Source organism: Blastococcus sp. SYSU DS0552, assembly GCF_054050815.1.
Map to the genome: position 1 here is coordinate 1 of NZ_JBJHAB010000032.1, position 16,167 is coordinate 16,167.

Here is a 16,167-nt window from a genome sequence, read left to right on the forward strand (position 1 = left end):
GCCTGGCGTCCTTCGCCGTCGAGGGGCCGGACCCGCCCCCCCCCCCCCCCCCCCCCCCCCCCCCCCCCCCCCCCCCCCCCCCCCCCCCCCCCCCCCCCCCCCGTCGGCCTTCTGCCGTGCCGAGTCGTCCTGGGACGACGGGGCGTACCGCTCAGTCGCGCTTGCGGTCCTGGTCGGCGAGGAACCGCTCGAACTCGGCGCCGAGCTCCTCGGCGCTGGGCACCTCGCCGGCGCCGCCCAGCAGGTCGGTGCCCTCGCGGGCGGCGGTGAACGAGTCGTACTGCTGCTCCAGGGCGGCGACGACGGCCACGTTGTCCGCCGAGCGGGCGATCTGCGCGTCGACCTCCGAGCGGTGCAGCTCGGCCGCCTCGCGCAGCGACTCGGTGGGCAGGCGCAGCCCGGTGAGCTGCTCCAGGTGCTCGAGCAGCGTGAGCGAGGCGGCGGGGTAGGTGGCCTGCGCGAGGTAGTGGGGGACGTGCGCGGCCACGCCGAAGGCGTCGACCCCGGCCTCGCCCATCCGCAGCTCCAGCAGTGCCGAGACGCTGCCGGGGATGCGCATCTCGCCCCAGTACACCGGATAGGACTCGATGAGCTGCCGGCGTGTGGCGTGGGCGGTGACGGTGACCGGCCGCGTGTGCGGCACCGGCATCGGGATCGCCTGGAGCGCGGCGACGGAGGTGACGCCGAGCCGCTCGACGAGCATGCCGACCGCGGCCACGAACCGCTCCCAGGCGTAGTCGGGCTCGGCGCCGTGGAGGAGCAGGAACGTCTCGCCGGCGTCGTCCTCGACGGCGTAGAGCGCGATCTCCGGGGCGGTGAAGCCCTCGTACCGGTCGGCGTTGAAGGTCATGCGGGGACGTCGGGCCCGGTAGTCGATCAGGCTGTCGGCGTCGAAGCGGGCGATGACCTCGTGCGGCAGCCCGGCCAGCAGATGGGCGCCGGCGAGCGTGCCCGCCGACGCGGCGTCGAAGTCTCCGGCGAGGTCGTGCACCAGCACGAGGCCCCGGCGCTCGGCCGGGTCGTCGACGGCCGCCTCGCGGGTGAGGAACGGCTCCGCCGCCGGGAGCAGTTCGACCAGGTCCTCCGGTCGCTGGGCCACGGGGGCACCTCCTGTCGGGTCGTCCGGCGCGAGGCCGGGTCGCGCTGGCCGCTACAGCCGCGCGACGGCCCGCCGCATTCCCGGCGGGCCGTCGCCACCACCCGTCCGGGCGCTCAGCGGGTGGCCGCGTCCTCCTCGCTGGCCTCCGTACTGGTCGCCCCCGTGCCGCGCGGCTGCGTGGCGCTGGGCTCCTGCCCGCCGTCCTGGCCGGGCGGGTCGGCCTGCTCCCGGGACAGGCGGGCACCGGCCGGGTCGTCGACGATCTGCGCGCGCGTGCCGTCGGGGAGGACCTCGGGGGACTTCCCGTCGAGCTGGTCCCGCGCGTAGCGGTAGCAGACGGCGATCAGCGCGGTCACCGGGACGGCGAGGAAGGCGCCGATGATGCCGGCCAGGCTGGCGCCCGCGGTGACGGCCAGGATCACCACGGCGGCGTGCAGGTTGAGCCCGCGGCCCTGCAGGATCGGCTGCAGGACGTTGCCCTCGATCTGCTGCACGAGGATCACGATGCCCAGCACGATCAGCGCCGTGGTGAAGCCCTGGTCGACCAGCGCGATCAGCACCGCGAAACCGCCGGCGACGAACGCACCGATGATGGGGACGAACGCGCCGAAGAAGGTCAGCACCGCCAGCGGCAGCACCAGCGGGACGTCGAGGATCCACAGGCCCAGGCCGATGAACAACGCGTCGGCGAACCCGACGATGGCCTGCTGGCGGATGAACTCCGAGAGCGTCGACCACGTCTTGTAGGAGAGCGCGGCCACGTGCGGGGCGGCCGGCTGGCCCGTCTGCGCGGCGAGCCACGGCACCCAGCGGGGGCCGTCCTTGAGGAAGAAGAAGGTCAGCACGAGCGCCAGCACCAGGTTGATCAGCAGGCCGCCGATCGCGGTGGCGCCGGTCACGGCGTAGCCGGCGATGTTCTGGGCGTTGCCCTGGATCGTGTTGATCGCCTGGTCGACGGCGCTGCCGATCTGCTCCTCGCCGAGGTTGAACGGCGGCCCGGTCAGCCAGTCCTGCAGCTGCTCCAGGCCGACGCTGACGCCTTCGGCGAGCTCCTCGACCTGGCCCACGACGGGAGGGGCGATGAGCGCGATGATCCCGCCGAAGGCGGCGAAGAAGGTGAGCAGGACGGTGATCGCGGCCGGCGCGGCCGGCCAGCCGTGGTTGCGCAGGAACCGGGTCGGCGGCCACAGCACGGTGGTGAACAGCAGGCCCAGGACGACCGGCAGCAGGATGACCCAGAGCTTGCCCAGGACGTAGCCGAGCACGATCACCCCGCCGACGATGAGCAGCAGCTCGCCCGAGGCGATGGCCAGCCGTCGGCTCGCCCGCTGGAGGCGCTCGCCCCGCTCGGTGGTCGGCACCGGCGCGTGCGTGGCCGGCACGACCCCGGCGGAGGGGGTGGGCTGGTCCGGCTCGACGTCGTCGGCCGTCTCGTCCGGTGGCGGCTCGGTGCGACCGGGCAAGCGGATCCTCATGCTGCGATCTCAACACAGATGCACGCACCTGACCGGGCGGGAAACGATCATCACACCCGCGTCGTAGCGTGCAGGCATGCCGAAGATCGCGACCACCGACCGGGTCGACCGGGCGTCCCTCGTGGAGTTCCTCCGCCCCCGGCACCGTGCGGTGCTGCTCACCCGACGGCGGGAGGGTGGGGTCCAGCTCTCGCCGGTCACCTGCGGGGTCGACGCCGAGGGCCGCGTCGTCGTGTCCACGTACCCACAGCGGGCCAAGGTCGCCAACGCGCGACGCGACCCGTCGGTCTCCCTGTGCGTCCTCTCCGACGAGTGGGACGGCCCCTGGGTGCAGCTGGACGGCGAGGCCGAGGTGCTCCAGCTGCCCGAGGCGCTGGAGCCGCTGGTCGACTACTACCGGTCGATCAGCGGGGAGCACCCCGACTGGGCGGAGTACCGCGCGGCCATGGCGCGGCAGGGCAAGGCGCTGCTGCGCATCACCGTGACCGGCTGGGGGCCGATCGCGACCGGGGGGTTCCCGGCCGATGTGGCCGACAAGCTCTGATCCTTGCTTCATTCAGGGAAAGGTGTAAGGCTTTCGCGGTGCCGTACGTGCTGACCATCGACCAACGGGCCAGCCGGCGGGGGCCCGACCGGGTCGGCGACGTCCTGGCGCAGCTCAACGCCGACGTCCCCACCGTGCTGGCCTTCGAACGGACGGCGGGGGACGAGTTCCAGGGCGTCCTCGGCGAGCCCGACGCCGCCGTCGACGTCGCCCTGCGCCTCGTCCGGCTGGGCGGCTGGAGCATCGGCATCGGTGCGGGGGCGGTCCAGGAGCCGCTGCCGGCCAGCACCCGGGCCGCTGCCGGGCCGGCCTTCCTCTGCGCCCGCCGGGCCGTCGACGCGGCCAAGCAGCGGCCGGTGCGGCTGGCCGTGCGCGGGGCGGTCCCGGCCGACGCCGGCGATGCACAGGCGGTGCTCGGTGCGCTGGCGGTGCTGGTGGGCCGTCGTAGCGAGCAGGCGTGGGAGGCGATCGAGCTGGTCGCGGCCGGACGGACCCAGGCCGAGGCGGCCGCAGCCCTCGGCGTCTCGCGGCAGGCGGTGGGCCAGCGCCTGGCTGCCGCCTCGTGGGAGCTGGAGCGCGAGCTGCGGCCGACGGCCGCCCGGCTCCTGGCGAGGGCGGCCGGATGACCACCGCGGTCCTGCTGCTCCTCGGGCTGGCCGGGTTGGCCGGCCTGGTCCTGTCCTTCCGCGGCGAGCGGACGCCCGGCGCCGCCGGCGCGATCGCCCTGGTGGTAGCGCTGGCTGTCGCCGCCGCCTTCGCCTGGCCGGCCGAGAGCAGCGGTGGCCCGGCGCAGGCCGGCGCCCTGCTCGCCGCGCTGGCGGCGGTCACCGGTGGGGGACCGGTGGCGACGGCGGTGCTGCACGCCGCCGACCCTGCCGCCGCCGGGGTGTCCGGGGGCCCGCAGGATCCCGACATCCTCCGCGGCGGGGCATGGATCGGCGTCCTCGAGCGGGGGGCGATCGCGAGCACGCTGCTGGTCGGCTGGCCCGAGGGGCTCGCCGTCGTCCTCGCGATCAAGGGGCTGGGGCGGTTCTCCGAACTGCGCGCGCCGGCGGCCGCCGAGCGGTTCATCGTGGGCACCCTGGCGAGCGGGCTGTGGGCCGCCGGCTGCGTGGGGGTCGCGGTCCTGCTCCGCGGCTGAGCGCACCCCGTCGTCCCCCGGGGTGACGGGAACGGAGGCTCCGTGCCGATCGTCGGACCGCACGTGACGAGTGCGGCCCGCGGGCGTGCCGAGCGGCTGCTGGCCGTCCTGGCGGTCACGCTCGCGCTCGGTGGCTGCGGAGGCGAGATCGTCCGGGCCGGGGGAGCGACCGTTCTCGTCGCCGAGCGCGCAGAGGCGGGCATGGACGCGCTCGGTGGCGGCCGGCTGGAGGTCGTCGGCGGCTGCCTCGGGGCGAGCGGCTACGTCATCGTGTGGCCGCACGGCACCGAGGTCGTCGAGGAGGATCCCCTGACCGTCAGCATCCCGGGCCACGGCACCGCCGCGCTCGGCGACCGGGTCGAGGTGAGCGGCGGTTTCGTGCTCGAGCACTCGTCCGGAACGGTCGAACCGGGCCCGCACGAGGTCGCCGGGGTGACGGTGCCCGCGGAGTGCGCGGAGCACGACGTCTTCCTCGCCCACTGAGCGGCCCGCTGCTGCGCGCAGCGCACGCCCAGCGGGGGAGCGGCAGGACGGCGAGGATGGCGGTCGGCCACCGTCGGCCGGTGCGACCCGGCGCCGGCCTCCGGAGGATGGGACGCCGGCCACCCGCGGCCGGGAGCTGGACGGAGGAACACCGCATGTGCCACGACCACGACAGCCGTCCGCCCGCCCCGCCGCGCAGCGGGCCGGTGCGCGAACGCGCCACGACCACGCTCACCGCCGCTGACGGCGCCTGCTTCACGGCCGCCACCGCGCTGCCCGCGGAGCCCGCGCGCGCGGGGGTGGTCGTGCTCCCCGACATCCGGGGCCTGCACCCGTACTACGTCGCCCTGGCCGAGCGGTTCGCCGAGGCGGGGCTGGCGGCGGTCGCGATCGACTGGTTCGGGCGCACCGCCGGCGTCTGCGCCGACGGCGTCCGGCCCGAGGACTTCGACTGGCAGGCGCACATCCCGCGCACGACGCCGGAGGGGATCGACGCCGACGTCGCCGCCGCGATCGACCACCTGCGCGAGCGGGCCGGCGCGGAGCTGCCGGTGGTCACGGTCGGCTTCTGCTTCGGCGGCAGCCACTCGTGGCGGCTGGCCGGTGGAGACCTCGACCTGGCCGGCTGCGCCGGCTTCTACGGCCGCCCGTCGCTGGTGGGGGACGCCGCCGACCGGGCGCGGCTGCCCACGGTGATGCTGGTCGCCGGCGCCGACAGCGTGACGCCGGTGCCGGAGCAGCGGGCCCTGGCCGACCGGCTGCGCGCGGCCGGGGCAGAGGTCGACCTCGTCGTCTACGAGGGCGCGCCGCACTCGTTCTTCGACCGGTCGCACGACGCCTGGGCAGAGGCCTGCCGCGACGCCTGGGCGCACGTCCTGTCGCTCACCGACCGCGTCGCCCGGCCGTGACGGGGCCGGCGTGGGGACCGCTGCCCGGCAGCACCGTACGGGTGCGGCCGGCGACGGCGGCCGACCTCCCGGCCCTGGTGGTGCTGCTGGCCGACGACCCGATCGGCGGGGCACGTGAGCGGGCCGCGGACCTGGCGCCGTACCGGGCGGCGTTCCGACGGATCGAGCGCGATCCGGCGCAGCTGCTGGTGACGGCCGCGGACGGCGACGCGGTCGTCGGCACCCTGCAGCTCTCGGTCATCCCGGGCCTGTCCCGCGGAGGAGCCCTGCGCGCGCAGATCGAGAGCGTGCGCGTGCGGCCGGACCGGCGCGGCACGGGCCTCGGGACGGCACTGTTCGGGTGGGCGATCGCGGAGGCGGGCCGCCAGGGGTGCGCGCTGGTGCAGCTGACCACCGATCTCGCCCGCCGCGAGGCGCACCGGTTCTACGAACGGCTGGGCTTCGTCCACTCGCACGCGGGTTACAAGCTGGCGCTCTGACGTGCCCGGCACAGGATCTCGCGCACGACGGCGGACTTCGCCTCGGCGTAGTGGTTCATGTCCGCCCACCGCCGGGTGGCGAGGTCTCGCTTGGTCCGCTCGTACAGCTGCCGGTCGGCCGCGGAGCGGAGCAGCCGGTCACGGAAGAGCAGGTGGTCGGTGACGGCCGGGTCGCCGGTGGCGCGCACGTGCAGGTGCACGTCCCGGGCCGGGGTGCGGAGCATCCGGTGCCCCGGCTCGACCACGCGCAGAGCGAATCCTGCTGCCCGCAGGGCAGGGACGTAGGCGTCGTCGTCCGCGACGTCGGGAACGGTGACCAGGACGTCCACCACCGGCTTGGCGGCCAGCCCGGGAACCGCCGTGCTCCCGATGTGGAGGACGTCGACCACCCGGTCACCGAGGACGGCCAGAACCTCGTCGCGGACCTGGCGGAAGCGGGCCGCCCAGGCCCGGTGGTCCTCCTGGAGCACGATCACCGCGGGTTCGGGTCCGCCCACCAGCACCGACTCCAGGTGCGAGTCGGCCGCCACGACGGTCAGCGTAGTGCCGGCGGAGACGGGCCGGGCCGCGTCCGGGACGGCGGGGACGGACTGGCCTGCGGAGCCGTCGGCCGCTCGTCTCCTACCCTGGGTCGGGTGAGCGGCCAGCCGATCGATCCCGGAGTCATCGAACTCGCCGGACGGGTCTTCGACCTCGCCCGCGGCGGGCACACCGAGGAGCTCGTGGCGTACGTGGACGCCGGCGTCCCGGTGAACCTCACCAACGACAAGGGCGACACCCTGCTCATCCTCGCCGCCTACCACGGGCACAGCGGCACGGTCGCCGCTCTGCTGGAGCGTGGCGCCGACCACGGCCGGGCCAACGACCGCGGCCAGACGGCCCTGGCCGCGGCGGTCTTCAAGCAGTCGGCCGAGACCGTGCAGCGGCTGCTCGCGGCCGGGGCCGATCCGGACGCAGGTGGCCCCAGCGCCCGCGAGACGGCGGCGTTCTTCGACCTGCCGGCCATGACCGCGCTGCTGGCCGCCCGCGACTGACCGGCGGGTCGGCGGAGCCGGTGCGCCCGGGCGCGACCGAGGGGGAGGCGGGCATGCCAGCACGAGATGACCTGCCGGAGACGGGGCCGCTGCCGCTGATCCGGCCGGACCGGCAGGACGCGGCACCGGCCGGCGCGCCGGAGCCGGCCGGGCCCGACCCGGCGGCGGTGGTCCCGGCACCGGAGCCCGGGCTGCCGCGCTGGCTGCTCCTGGTGGGCGGTGCCGCCGCCGCCACCATCGCCATCGCCGGGTTGCAGGCGATCGCCTGGCTCGTGGCGCCGGTGTTCCTGGCCCTCGTCGTCGTCATCGCCCTGACCCCGGTGCAGGGGTGGCTGCGCCGCATCGGCGTGCCGCGCTGGCTGGCCACCACCGTGCTGCTGCTGCTTGTGTGGACGGTGCTGCTGGCGTTCGTCGCGCTGCTGGTGGCCGCCGTCGCCCAGTTCGCCGCGCTGCTGCCCGACTACGCCGACCGGGCGCAGCTGCTGATCAACGACGTGGTCGCCGATCTCAACAGCCGGGGGATCGTCTCCGGTCAGCTGTCGGACCTCGTCGAGCAGATCGACTACGGCTCGCTGGTGGGGCTGGCCACCGACCTGCTGAGCCGGCTCACGGATGCGGCGACCACCCTGCTGCTCCTGCTGTCGGCGCTGGTCTTCATGGGCATCGAGAGCAGCGGCTTCGGCAGGCGGCTGGCCCTCATCGGCGCCGAGCGCCCCCACCTGCCGGTGGCGCTGCGGCTGTTCACCCGGGGCACCCGCAGCTACCTGCTGGTGAGCACGGTGTTCGGGGCGATCGTCGCGATCGGCGACACGATCGCCCTCGCGCTGCTGGACGTGCCGGCCGCCCCGCTGTGGGGGCTGCTCGCCTTCATCACCAACTACGTGCCCAACATCGGGTTCGTCCTGGGGGTCGCGCCGCCCGCCGTGCTCGGGCTGCTCGCCGGCGGCTGGGGCGACTTCATCGCGATCCTGGTCGTCTACTCGCTGCTGAACTTCGTCGTCCAGACCCTGATCCAGCCCCGCTTCGTCGGTGACTCGGTGGGCCTGTCGATGACGGTGACGTTCGTGGCCCTGCTCTTCTGGGGCTGGGTCCTCGGCGCGCTGGGCGCGCTGCTCGCCATCCCGCTGACACTGCTGGTCAAGGCCCTGCTGGTCGACGTCGATCCCCGGGGCCACTGGCTGGACGCCCTGCTGCGGGAGGAGCCGCGCGCCCCGCGCACGATGCGGGCCCGGCGGCGCATGGCCGACCGGCACGCCGCCCTGGCGTCCATGCGGCGGCTGCACCACCACCCGCACCGCCGGTCGTCCGCCGCCGAGGCGGAGGAGACCGACCACGCGGCGGCCACCCCGGCGGGCCGGGGCTGACCGGGCAGGAGCTGGTCGTGCTGGCCGGTCTGCAGGGCAGCGGGAAGAGCACCTGGACCGCCCGCCACCTGGCCGGCAGCCACGTCGTCGTCAGCAAGGACCAGTGGCCGAACGCCCGGCGCCGGGAGGCGCGCCAGCAGCGGGTCGTCGCCGAGCTCCTGGCCGCGGGGCGCAGCGTCGTCGTCGACAACACCAACCCCTCACCGGCGGAGCGCGCACCGCTCGTCGCCCTCGCCCGCGAGGCGGGCGTGCCCGTGCGCGCGGTGTGGCTGGACACGCCCCTGGAGGTCTGTCTGGCCCGCAACGACGCCCGTACCGGTCGGGCCCGCGTGCCACTGGTGGGCGTCCACGCCACCCGGGCGCGGTTCGTGCCGCCGTCGGTCGCCGAGGGGTTCGACCGGGTCGACGTCGTCCGGGCGGGTGCGCAGGACCCGGCACCGGACCTTGTGACCGTGGCCGCAACCGGCGGCCGTAACGTGTCGGTCGCAGCCCGCCGCGGACCGGGGCCCTCCGCCCCGGTACCGCCGGCATCCGAGACGAAGGGAACTCACATGAGCGAGGCAGGCACCACGGGCGCGTCCCGCGTGGCCATCGTGACCGGCGCGGCCCGCGGCATCGGCGCGGCGACCGCCCAGCGGCTGGCGCAGGACGGATTCGCCGTCGCGGTCCTCGACCTGGACGAGGGCTCGGCCAAGGGCACCGCCGAGGCGATCGAGGCCGCCGGCGGCCGGGCGCTGGCCGTCGGCGCCGACGTGAGCGACTCCGCGCAGGTCGAGGCCGCCGTCGAGCGGATCGCGACGGAGCTGGGCCCGCCGACCGTCCTGGTCAACAACGCCGGTGTGCTCCGCGACAACATGCTGTTCAAGATGAGCGACTCCGACTGGGACATCGTCATGAACGTGCACCTGCGGGGCGCCTTCCTCATGACGCGCGCCGCGCAGAAGCACATGATCGACCAGAAGTGGGGTCGGATCGTCAACCTGTCCAGCACCTCCGCGCTGGGCAACCGCGGCCAGGCGAACTACTCGACGGCGAAGGCCGGTCTGCAGGGCTTCACGAAGACCCTCGCGATCGAGCTGGGCAAGTTCGGCGTCACCGCCAACGCCATCGCCCCGGGCTTCATCGAGACGGACATGACCAAGGCGACCGCCGACCGCATGGGCATCCCGTTCGACGACTTCATCAAGGGCGCGGCCTCGCAGATCCCGGTGGCTCGCACGGGCAAGCCGGAGGACATCGCCCACCTGGTGTCCTTCTTCGTCAGCGAGGGCGCCGGCTTCGTCTCCGGCCAGGTCGTCTACGCCGCCGGCGGCCCGAAGGCCTGAGCGGACCCCCTGCCCCCCACCGCTCGCTCCGCTCGCGGTGGGGCCTGCAGAGGGGCCGGTTCCATTCGCTCAGCAGGGGCCGGGCAGCCGCACCGGCTGCCCGGCCCCGCGCGCTTCTCCCCATCGCCGAGGAGGCGTCATGGTCGACGACGACAAGGTCCTGGTGGAGCGCCGCGGCGCCGTCCAGGTGATCACCATCAACCGGCCGTCCGCGCGCAACGCCCTCGACGCCGACGTCGCCCGGGCGGTCGCGGCCGCGGTCGACGAGTTGGACGCCGACGGCGGCCTGCGAGCGGGGGTGCTCACCGGCTCGGGCGGCATCTTCTCGGCCGGGATGGACCTCAAGGCGTTCCTGCGTGGGGAGAGCCCCGCGATCCCCGGTCGCGGGCTGTGCGGCATCACCCGCACCCCGCCGCGCAAGCCGCTGCTGGCCGCTGTCGAGGGCTGGGCGCTGGCCGGCGGCTTCGAGCTGGTGCTCGCCTGCGACCTGGTGGTGGCGGGCCGGGGCGCCCGGTTCGGGGTGCCGGAGGTGAAGCGCTCGCTCGTCGCGGCCGGCGGGGCCGCACTCCTGCTGCCGCAGCGGGTGCCCCGCGCGGTCGCGCTGGAGCTGCTGCTGACCGGTGAGCCGGTCGACGCGGAGCGCGCGGCCGCGGTCGGCCTGGTGAACCGCGTGGTCGAGGACGGCTCGGCGGTCGCGGAGGCCGTCGCCCTGGCGGAGGTGATCGCCGCGAACGGTCCGCTGGCGGTGGCCGCCACCAAGCAGGTCGTGCAGCAGGCGCCGGGGTGGGCGCCGGACGAGGCCTGGACGCGGCACGACGAGCTCGTCGCGCCGGTGTTCGCCTCCGAGGACGCCCGGGAGGGTTCCGCGGCCTTCGCGGAGCGCCGGCCCCCGGTCTGGCGCGGCCGCTGACCGAGCCCGGCCCGGCATAGCCGGCCTCCCGGTCCTGTTGGACCCGGTGTGGCCCGCACTCCTCTCCGCCTGGTCGTCCTCGGCGACTCGCTCGCCTTCGGTACCGGGGCCGCCCGCCCCTCCGACGCCCTGGGGCCGCGGCTGACCCGCGTGCTGACCGATGACGGGTTCGACGTCGACCTGCACGTCATGGCCGTCCCCGGCGCCGTCTCGGCCGGGCTGGCCGACCAGGCGCGCCGGGCCCAGCCGCTCTCCGCCGACCTCGCCGTCGTCGTCATCGGTGCCAACGACCTCGCCCGGTTCGTGCCGGTCGAGCAGGCCGCGAGCGCGCTCGCGGCCGCGGTGACCGCGCTCCGCGCGGGCGGCACCGACGTCGTGGTGGTCCCGGCGCCGGACATGTCGATGGTCCCGTTCGTGCCGCCCGCGCTGCGGGCGCTGGTCCGGGGAGCCTGTGCGGTCCTCCAGCGGCGGCAGTCGCAGGTGGCCACCACCGGCGGTGCCACGGTGGCGCCGGTCGCCGCCGAGGTGGCGCGCGCCTTCTCGGCCGACCCGGCGCTGTTCTCCGCCGACCGGTTCCACCCGTCCTCGGCCGGCTACGCGGCCATCGCCGCGGTGCTCGCGCCCCACGTGCTGGCCGCGGCCCGCGCCCGGCGGGACGACGCCGCGGCCCGAGCGCTCACGCGCCGACCAGTGCCCGGACGAGCCGGGCCGCCACCGGCTCCACGAACCGGGTGAGCAGCGGACCGGTCACCGCGAGCAGCAGCACGTAGCCGGTGGCGACCGGCCCGACCGCAGGGATCCCCGCGCCGACCGCCAGCCCCGCGATCACGATCGAGAACTCGCCGCGGGCCACCAGCGCGGTGCCGGCCCGCAGCCGGCCGGGGACGGCCACGCCGTCCCGCTTCGCGGCGAACCAGCCGGTGCCGATCTTCGTGACGGTGGTGACCGCGGCCAGCGCGAGGGCGGCGGGCAGCACCGGCAGGATGGCGCCCGGATCGGTGGCCAGGCCGAACGCGACGAAGAAGGTGGCGGCGAACAGGTCGCGGAGGGGGCCGAGGATGGCACGGGCCCGCTCGGCGAAGGATGCCGGCAGCGCCAGCCCGACCAGGAACGCCCCGACCGCCGCCGAGGCCCCCAGCGCCTGCGCGGCGCCGGCGACCAGCAGCGTCAGCCCGATCAGCCGGAGCATCACCTGCTCGTCGTCGTCGTGGGTGAGCCACCGGCCCAGCCGCGGGCCGTGCCGCTGCGCCGCGAGGAGCACCACGAGCACCGCGCCGACGGCCAGCCCGACCCCGGCCGCGGCCGACATCGGCCCCTGGCCGGCGAGGGCCACCACGAGCAGCGGCAGGAACAGCGCCATCGCGAGGTCCTCGAGCACCAGCACCGAGAGCACCGCCGGGGTCTCCCGGTTGGCCAACCGCCCCAGGTCGCCGAGCAGCCGCGCGATGATCCCCGACGACGAGATGTAGGTGACCCCGCCCAGGGCGAGCGCCCCCTCCCAGGGCAGCCCCAGCAGCAGCCCGGCGACGAACCCCGGGGGGCCGTTGAGCACCAGGTCCACCAGCCCCGAGGGCGCGTGCCGGCGGAACGACGCGAACAGCTCGGTGGCGGAGAACTCCAGGCCGAGGGTGAGCAGCAGCAGGACGACGCCGATCTCCGCGGCCGCCTCCAGGAACGGCGCGGCGTTCTCCACCGGCACCAGGCCACCCTCGCCCAGCGCGAGCGCGGCCAGGAGGATGAACGGGATGGGGGAGAGGCCCAGGCGCCGGGCCAGCAGCCCGAGCGCGGACAGGCCGAGGAACAACAGCCCCAGCTCGAGCAGCAGGGCGGCGACGTGGTCCACCGCGGGCTACTCCTGGCCCGCGATCCGCCGGTCCAGCTGCTCCAGCCCGGCCGAGGAGCCGATGACGACCAGCACGTCGCCGGCGGACAACCGGTCAGCGGGTGACGGGGAGGGGACCACGTCGGCGCCGCGGACGATGGCGACCACCGAGCAGCCGGTCAGCGTGCGGGCCCGGGTGTCGCCCAGGCTCCGGCCCGCGTACGGGGAGCCCTCCCGCACGGTGATCCGGGCCGACTCCAGCCCGGGCACCTCGCGGGAGAGGTCGGCGAACCGCTGGGTCAGCCGGGGGGCGCCCAGCACCTCGGCGAGGGCGTCGACCTCCTCCGGGTCCAGCCGGAACGTCTCCCGCGCGCGGTCGGGATCGCGCCGGTCGAACACCGCGATCTCCGCGCCGCCCTCCCGCTGCACGACGATGCCCAGCACCTGACCCGAGCGGGTCCGCATCTGGTAACGGACACCCACACCGGGCAGCAGCGTCTCCTCGAGCTCCACCGGGGCATCGTCGCAGACCCGGATCAGGCCAGTCGCTCCGCCAGCAGCTCGGCGAGGTGCCGTCCGCGCCGCCCGGCGAGCTGGTCGAGCTGCGTGCGGCAGGAGAACCCGTCGGCCAGCACGACGGCGTCCTCGGGCAGGTCGCGGACGGCGGGCAGCAGCTGCTGCTCGGCCACCGCCACCGAGACGTCGTGGTGCCCGCGCTCGACGCCCCAGTTGCCGGCCAGCCCGCAGCAACCGCCGAGCCGGTTCACCCGGGCGCCCGCGTCCTGCAGGAGACGGGCGTCGGCGGACCAGCCGAGCACCGACGCGTGGTGGCAGTGCGGCTGGGCGACGATCTCCAGGCCGTCCAGTGACGGCGGCGTCCAGCCCGGGGTGCTCGCCAGGAGCTCGGCGAGCGTGCGGGTGGCGGCGGCGACCTGCTCGGCCTCCGCGCCGCCGACCAGCTCCAGCGCCTCGCTGCGGAGCACGGCGGTGCAGGAGGGCTCGATGCCGACGATCGGCACGCCCGCCGCCGCGAGCGGGGCGAGCGTCCGCACGGTGCGGCCGAGGATTCCCTTGGCCTTGTCGAGCTGGCCGGTGGTGATCCACGTGAGCCCGCAGCAGGTGTCGGCGCCGGGCACCTCGACGCGGTAGCCGGCGGCCGTCAGCACCCGGGCGGTCGCGGCGGCGACCTCCGGGGCGAAGTGGTCGGTGAAGGAGTCGACCCACAGCGCCACCGGGGCGCCGTCGCCCTGGATCGGCTGGTCGGCCCACTGCTGCCGGAAGGTGCGCGCGGCGAACTGCGGCACCGACCGGCGCTGGTCGATGCCCGCCCCCCACTTGGCCACCGAGCCCACGAGCGCGGAGCCGAGCATCGCGTTGACCAGGCGCGGGGCCCGGGCCACGAGGTCCGACCAGAACGGCAGCCGGCCCAGCGTGTAGTGGGCGCGCGGCCGCAGCCGGCGCCGGTACGACTGGTGCAGCACCTCGGCCTTGTAGGAGGCCATGTCCACGCCGGTGGGGCAGTCGGACGAGCAGCCCTTGCAGGACAGGCAGAGGTCCAGCGCCTCGTGCACCTCCGGTGCGCGCCAGTCCTTCACCGGCCCGCCGGGGGCGAGCATCTCCTGCAGCACGCGGGCGCGGCCGCGGGTGGTGTCCTTCTCCTCCCGCGTCGCCGGCCAGGACGGGCACATGACCCCGCCGGAGGACTGCAGGTCGGCCCGGCACTTGCCGACGCCGGTGCAGCGGTGCACCGCGGCGGAGAAGTCGCCGCCGTCGTGCCGGTAGGCCAGCGCCAGGGGGCGGCGGGAGGTCGAGACCAGCGGCGGGGCGGCGGCGATCCGGACGTCCTCGTCGAGCGGTGCCGGGCGCACCAGCACGCCCGGGTTGAGCACGTCGGCGGGGTCGAACACCGCCTTGACGCGGGCGAAGAGGTCCAGGGCGGCGGGGGAGTACATGTGCGGCAGCAGCTCGCTGCGCGCCCGCCCGTCGCCGTGCTCGCCGGACAGCGAACCGCCGTAGCCGGCGACCAGCCGGGCGGCGTCCTCGACGAACGACCGGTACGCCGACCGGCCGCGGTCGGGCCCCTCCCCGAACGGGAAGTCGATGCGCACGTGCACGCAGCCGTCGCCGAAGTGGCCGTAGGGCACGCCCTGCAGCCCGTGGCCGTCGAGCAGCGCCTCGAAGCCGCGCAGGTACTCCCCGAGCCGCTCCACCGGGACGGCGGCGTCCTCCCAGCCGGCGTGCGCGGGCCGGCCGTCGGAGGTGCGGTTGGCCAGCCCCGCGCCGTCCTCGCGGATCCGCCAGATCGCCGCGGCGTGCGCCGGGTCGGTGACGACGAGGGAGTCCAGGGCGCCGGCGTCGGCCAGCACCCCCTGCGCCTTGCCCTGCACCTCGGCCACGGTGTCGCCGGTCAGCTCCACGATCAGCCACCCGTCGCCGCGCGGCAGCTCGGGGACGACGGCGGCGGGCACGTCGCGCAGCCGCTGCACGATCCGCTGGTCGAGCCCCTCGACCGCGGTGGGCTCGTGGGGGAGCAGGCCGGGGGTGGCGTCGGCGGCGTCGGCCATGCTCGGGTAGCCCAGCACCACCAGCCCCCGGACAGGAGCGTCGGCGACCAGCCGCACGGTGGCGCCGAGGACGACGGCGAGCGTCCCCTCGCTGCCGACCAGCGCCCGGGCCACGTCGAAGCCGCGCTCGGGCAGCAGGTGCTCCAGCGAGTAGCCCGACACCTGCCGGCCGAAGGTGCCGAGCTCGGTGCGCACGGTCGCGAGGTGCCCGGCGACGAGCCGGTGCAGGTCCTCGAGCACGCCCGGCGCGGGCCCGGTGCCCGGACCGAGCCGGAGCCGCTCACCGGTGCCGGTGACGACGTCCAGCCCCACCACGTTGTCCGACGTCCGGCCGTAGCCCAGCGCCCGGGACCCGCAGGCGTTGTTGCCGATCATCCCGCCGATCGTGCAGCGGTTGTGCGTGCTGGGGTCCGGGCCGAACCGCAGCCCGTGCGGGCGCGCGGCGGTCTGCAGCGCGGCCTGGACCACGCCGGGGTCCACCGTCGCCGTCCGGGCCTCCGGGTCGATCGCGTGCACCCGCGACAGGTACCGGCTGGTGTCCAGCACGACGCCGGTGCCCACGGCGTTGCCCGCGATCGACGTGCCCGCGCCGCGGGCGGTCAGCGGCACCCCGAGCGAGCGGCACACGTCGAGCGCCGCCACGATCTCGTCGGGGTGCTGCGGCCGGACCACGGCCCGGGGGAGGACGCGGTACAGCGACGCGTCGGAGGAGTAGAGGGCGCGGGCCAGCCCCGAGTCGTCGACGTCGCCGATGCCGGCGCGCCGCAGCTCGGCCACCACCGACCGGCCGTCGTCGGTGCCCGTCGTCGTGGGGGCCGGTGCGCTCATGGTGCCGAGTCTCGCTCCCGCGTCCGGGGCGGGCGCGTCCACCCCCCCTCCCGGCACCCGGGGACGGGGGGGGGGGGGGGGGGGGGGGGGGGGGGGGGGGGGGGGGGGGGGGGGGGGGGGGGGGGGGGGGGGGGGGGGGGGGGGGGGGGGGGGGGGGGGGGGGGGGGGGGGGGGGGGGGCGGGTGAGGGCG

At 76.0% G+C, this 16,167-nt stretch carries 17 protein-coding genes; 11 read left to right on the forward strand and 6 right to left on the reverse strand.

Annotated features, from left to right (window positions below; translation table 11 throughout):
• Positions 1–151: 151 nt before the first annotated feature.
• Both ACI8AG_RS19990 and ACI8AG_RS19995 read right to left on the reverse strand, forming a co-directional pair.
• Positions 152–1,099: a proteasome assembly chaperone family protein gene (locus ACI8AG_RS19990; protein WP_456598417.1), complete on the reverse strand. Its 948-nt coding sequence runs from the start codon at positions 1,097–1,099 to the stop codon at positions 152–154.
• A gap of 113 nt (positions 1,100–1,212) precedes the next feature.
• On the reverse strand, positions 1,213–2,574 hold the full coding sequence (locus tag ACI8AG_RS19995) for an AI-2E family transporter (RefSeq protein ID WP_456598418.1): 1,362 nt from the start codon (positions 2,572–2,574) through the stop codon (positions 1,213–1,215).
• A 76-nt stretch (positions 2,575–2,650) separates the two neighbouring features.
• On the opposite strand from ACI8AG_RS19995, the gene ACI8AG_RS20000 reads away from it, so the two are divergent.
• The 6 genes from ACI8AG_RS20000 (at position 2,651) to ACI8AG_RS20025 (ending at position 6,129) form a co-directional block, all read left to right on the forward strand.
• The gene (locus tag ACI8AG_RS20000; RefSeq protein WP_456598419.1) at positions 2,651–3,118 is read left to right on the forward strand and encodes a PPOX class F420-dependent oxidoreductase; all 468 of its coding nucleotides are present in this window, start codon (positions 2,651–2,653) and stop codon (positions 3,116–3,118) included.
• 38 nt (positions 3,119–3,156) lie between these two features.
• Complete coding sequence (locus ACI8AG_RS20005; RefSeq protein WP_456598420.1) at positions 3,157–3,744, forward strand: hypothetical protein; 588 nt, start codon at positions 3,157–3,159, stop codon at positions 3,742–3,744.
• Complete coding sequence (locus tag ACI8AG_RS20010; RefSeq protein ID WP_456590469.1) at positions 3,741–4,259, forward strand: hypothetical protein; 519 nt, start codon at positions 3,741–3,743, stop codon at positions 4,257–4,259. Before ACI8AG_RS20005 ends, ACI8AG_RS20010 begins: the two co-directional genes overlap by 4 nt.
• Positions 4,260–4,301: 42 nt before the next feature.
• Complete coding sequence (locus tag ACI8AG_RS20015) at positions 4,302–4,742, forward strand: hypothetical protein (RefSeq protein WP_456598421.1); 441 nt, start codon at positions 4,302–4,304, stop codon at positions 4,740–4,742.
• A 155-nt stretch (positions 4,743–4,897) separates the two neighbouring features.
• The gene (locus ACI8AG_RS20020) at positions 4,898–5,650 is read left to right on the forward strand and encodes a dienelactone hydrolase family protein (protein ID WP_456598422.1); all 753 of its coding nucleotides are present in this window, start codon (positions 4,898–4,900) and stop codon (positions 5,648–5,650) included.
• Between the two features lie 41 nt (positions 5,651–5,691).
• Positions 5,692–6,129: an N-acetyltransferase family protein gene (locus ACI8AG_RS20025; protein ID WP_456590466.1), complete on the forward strand. Its 438-nt coding sequence runs from the start codon at positions 5,692–5,694 to the stop codon at positions 6,127–6,129.
• On the opposite strand, the gene ACI8AG_RS20030 is transcribed toward ACI8AG_RS20025, so the two are convergent.
• The gene (locus ACI8AG_RS20030) at positions 6,111–6,659 is read right to left on the reverse strand and encodes a GrpB family protein (RefSeq protein WP_456598423.1); all 549 of its coding nucleotides are present in this window, start codon (positions 6,657–6,659) and stop codon (positions 6,111–6,113) included. The two genes, ACI8AG_RS20025 and ACI8AG_RS20030, sit on opposite strands and share 19 nt — an antisense overlap.
• A gap of 105 nt (positions 6,660–6,764) precedes the next feature.
• Between ACI8AG_RS20030 and ACI8AG_RS20035 the strand changes: the two genes are divergently transcribed.
• The 5 genes from ACI8AG_RS20035 to ACI8AG_RS20055 all read left to right on the forward strand — a co-directional run bounded on the left by ACI8AG_RS20035 (position 6,765) and on the right by ACI8AG_RS20055 (position 11,497).
• Complete coding sequence (locus ACI8AG_RS20035) at positions 6,765–7,163, forward strand: ankyrin repeat domain-containing protein (RefSeq protein ID WP_456590464.1); 399 nt, start codon at positions 6,765–6,767, stop codon at positions 7,161–7,163.
• A gap of 53 nt (positions 7,164–7,216) precedes the next feature.
• Positions 7,217–8,527, forward strand: a complete 1,311-nt coding sequence (locus ACI8AG_RS20040) for an AI-2E family transporter (protein WP_456598424.1) — start codon at positions 7,217–7,219, stop codon at positions 8,525–8,527.
• 17 nt (positions 8,528–8,544) lie between these two features.
• Positions 8,545–9,852, forward strand: a complete 1,308-nt coding sequence (gene fabG, locus ACI8AG_RS20045) for a 3-oxoacyl-ACP reductase FabG (RefSeq protein ID WP_456598425.1) — start codon at positions 8,545–8,547, stop codon at positions 9,850–9,852.
• Positions 9,853–9,991: 139 nt separating this feature from the next.
• Positions 9,992–10,762 (forward strand): crotonase/enoyl-CoA hydratase family protein, encoded by a 771-nt coding sequence (locus ACI8AG_RS20050; protein WP_456598426.1) that lies wholly within the window; start codon positions 9,992–9,994, stop codon positions 10,760–10,762.
• A 48-nt stretch (positions 10,763–10,810) separates the two neighbouring features.
• Positions 10,811–11,497 carry a GDSL-type esterase/lipase family protein gene (locus ACI8AG_RS20055; protein ID WP_456598427.1) on the forward strand — a complete coding sequence of 229 codons (687 nt, stop codon included), beginning with the start codon at positions 10,811–10,813 and terminating at the stop codon, positions 11,495–11,497.
• On the opposite strand, the gene ACI8AG_RS20060 is transcribed toward ACI8AG_RS20055, so the two are convergent.
• The 3 genes from ACI8AG_RS20060 to ACI8AG_RS20070 are packed head-to-tail and all read right to left on the reverse strand — an operon-like array spanning position 11,439 to position 15,976.
• A complete protein-coding gene (locus ACI8AG_RS20060; protein WP_456598428.1) occupies positions 11,439–12,605 on the reverse strand; it encodes a cation:proton antiporter in 1,167 nt (388 codons plus the stop codon). The genes ACI8AG_RS20055 and ACI8AG_RS20060 overlap by 59 nt on opposite strands.
• Before the next feature lie 6 nt (positions 12,606–12,611).
• Complete coding sequence (locus ACI8AG_RS20065) at positions 12,612–13,097, reverse strand: cation:proton antiporter regulatory subunit (RefSeq protein WP_456590458.1); 486 nt, start codon at positions 13,095–13,097, stop codon at positions 12,612–12,614.
• A gap of 23 nt (positions 13,098–13,120) precedes the next feature.
• Positions 13,121–15,976, reverse strand: a complete 2,856-nt coding sequence (locus tag ACI8AG_RS20070; protein ID WP_456598429.1) for an FAD-binding and (Fe-S)-binding domain-containing protein — start codon at positions 15,974–15,976, stop codon at positions 13,121–13,123.
• Positions 15,977–16,167 lie beyond the last annotated feature (191 nt).

Bases quoted from the DNA above. Each gene is read 5' to 3' on its own strand.
- ACI8AG_RS20040 (WP_456598424.1), top strand. From the start codon at position 7,217: ATGCCAGCACGAGATGACCTGCCGGAGACGGGGCCGCTGCCGCTGATC.
- ACI8AG_RS20070 (WP_456598429.1), bottom strand. From the start codon at position 15,976: ATGAGCGCACCGGCCCCCACGACGACGGGCACCGACGACGGCCGGTCG.
- ACI8AG_RS19995 (WP_456598418.1), bottom strand. From the start codon at position 2,574: ATGAGGATCCGCTTGCCCGGTCGCACCGAGCCGCCACCGGACGAGACG.
- ACI8AG_RS20010 (WP_456590469.1), top strand. From the start codon at position 3,741: ATGACCACCGCGGTCCTGCTGCTCCTCGGGCTGGCCGGGTTGGCCGGC.
- ACI8AG_RS20000 (WP_456598419.1), top strand. From the start codon at position 2,651: ATGCCGAAGATCGCGACCACCGACCGGGTCGACCGGGCGTCCCTCGTG.
- ACI8AG_RS20020 (WP_456598422.1), top strand. From the start codon at position 4,898: ATGTGCCACGACCACGACAGCCGTCCGCCCGCCCCGCCGCGCAGCGGG.
- ACI8AG_RS20050 (WP_456598426.1), top strand. From the start codon at position 9,992: ATGGTCGACGACGACAAGGTCCTGGTGGAGCGCCGCGGCGCCGTCCAG.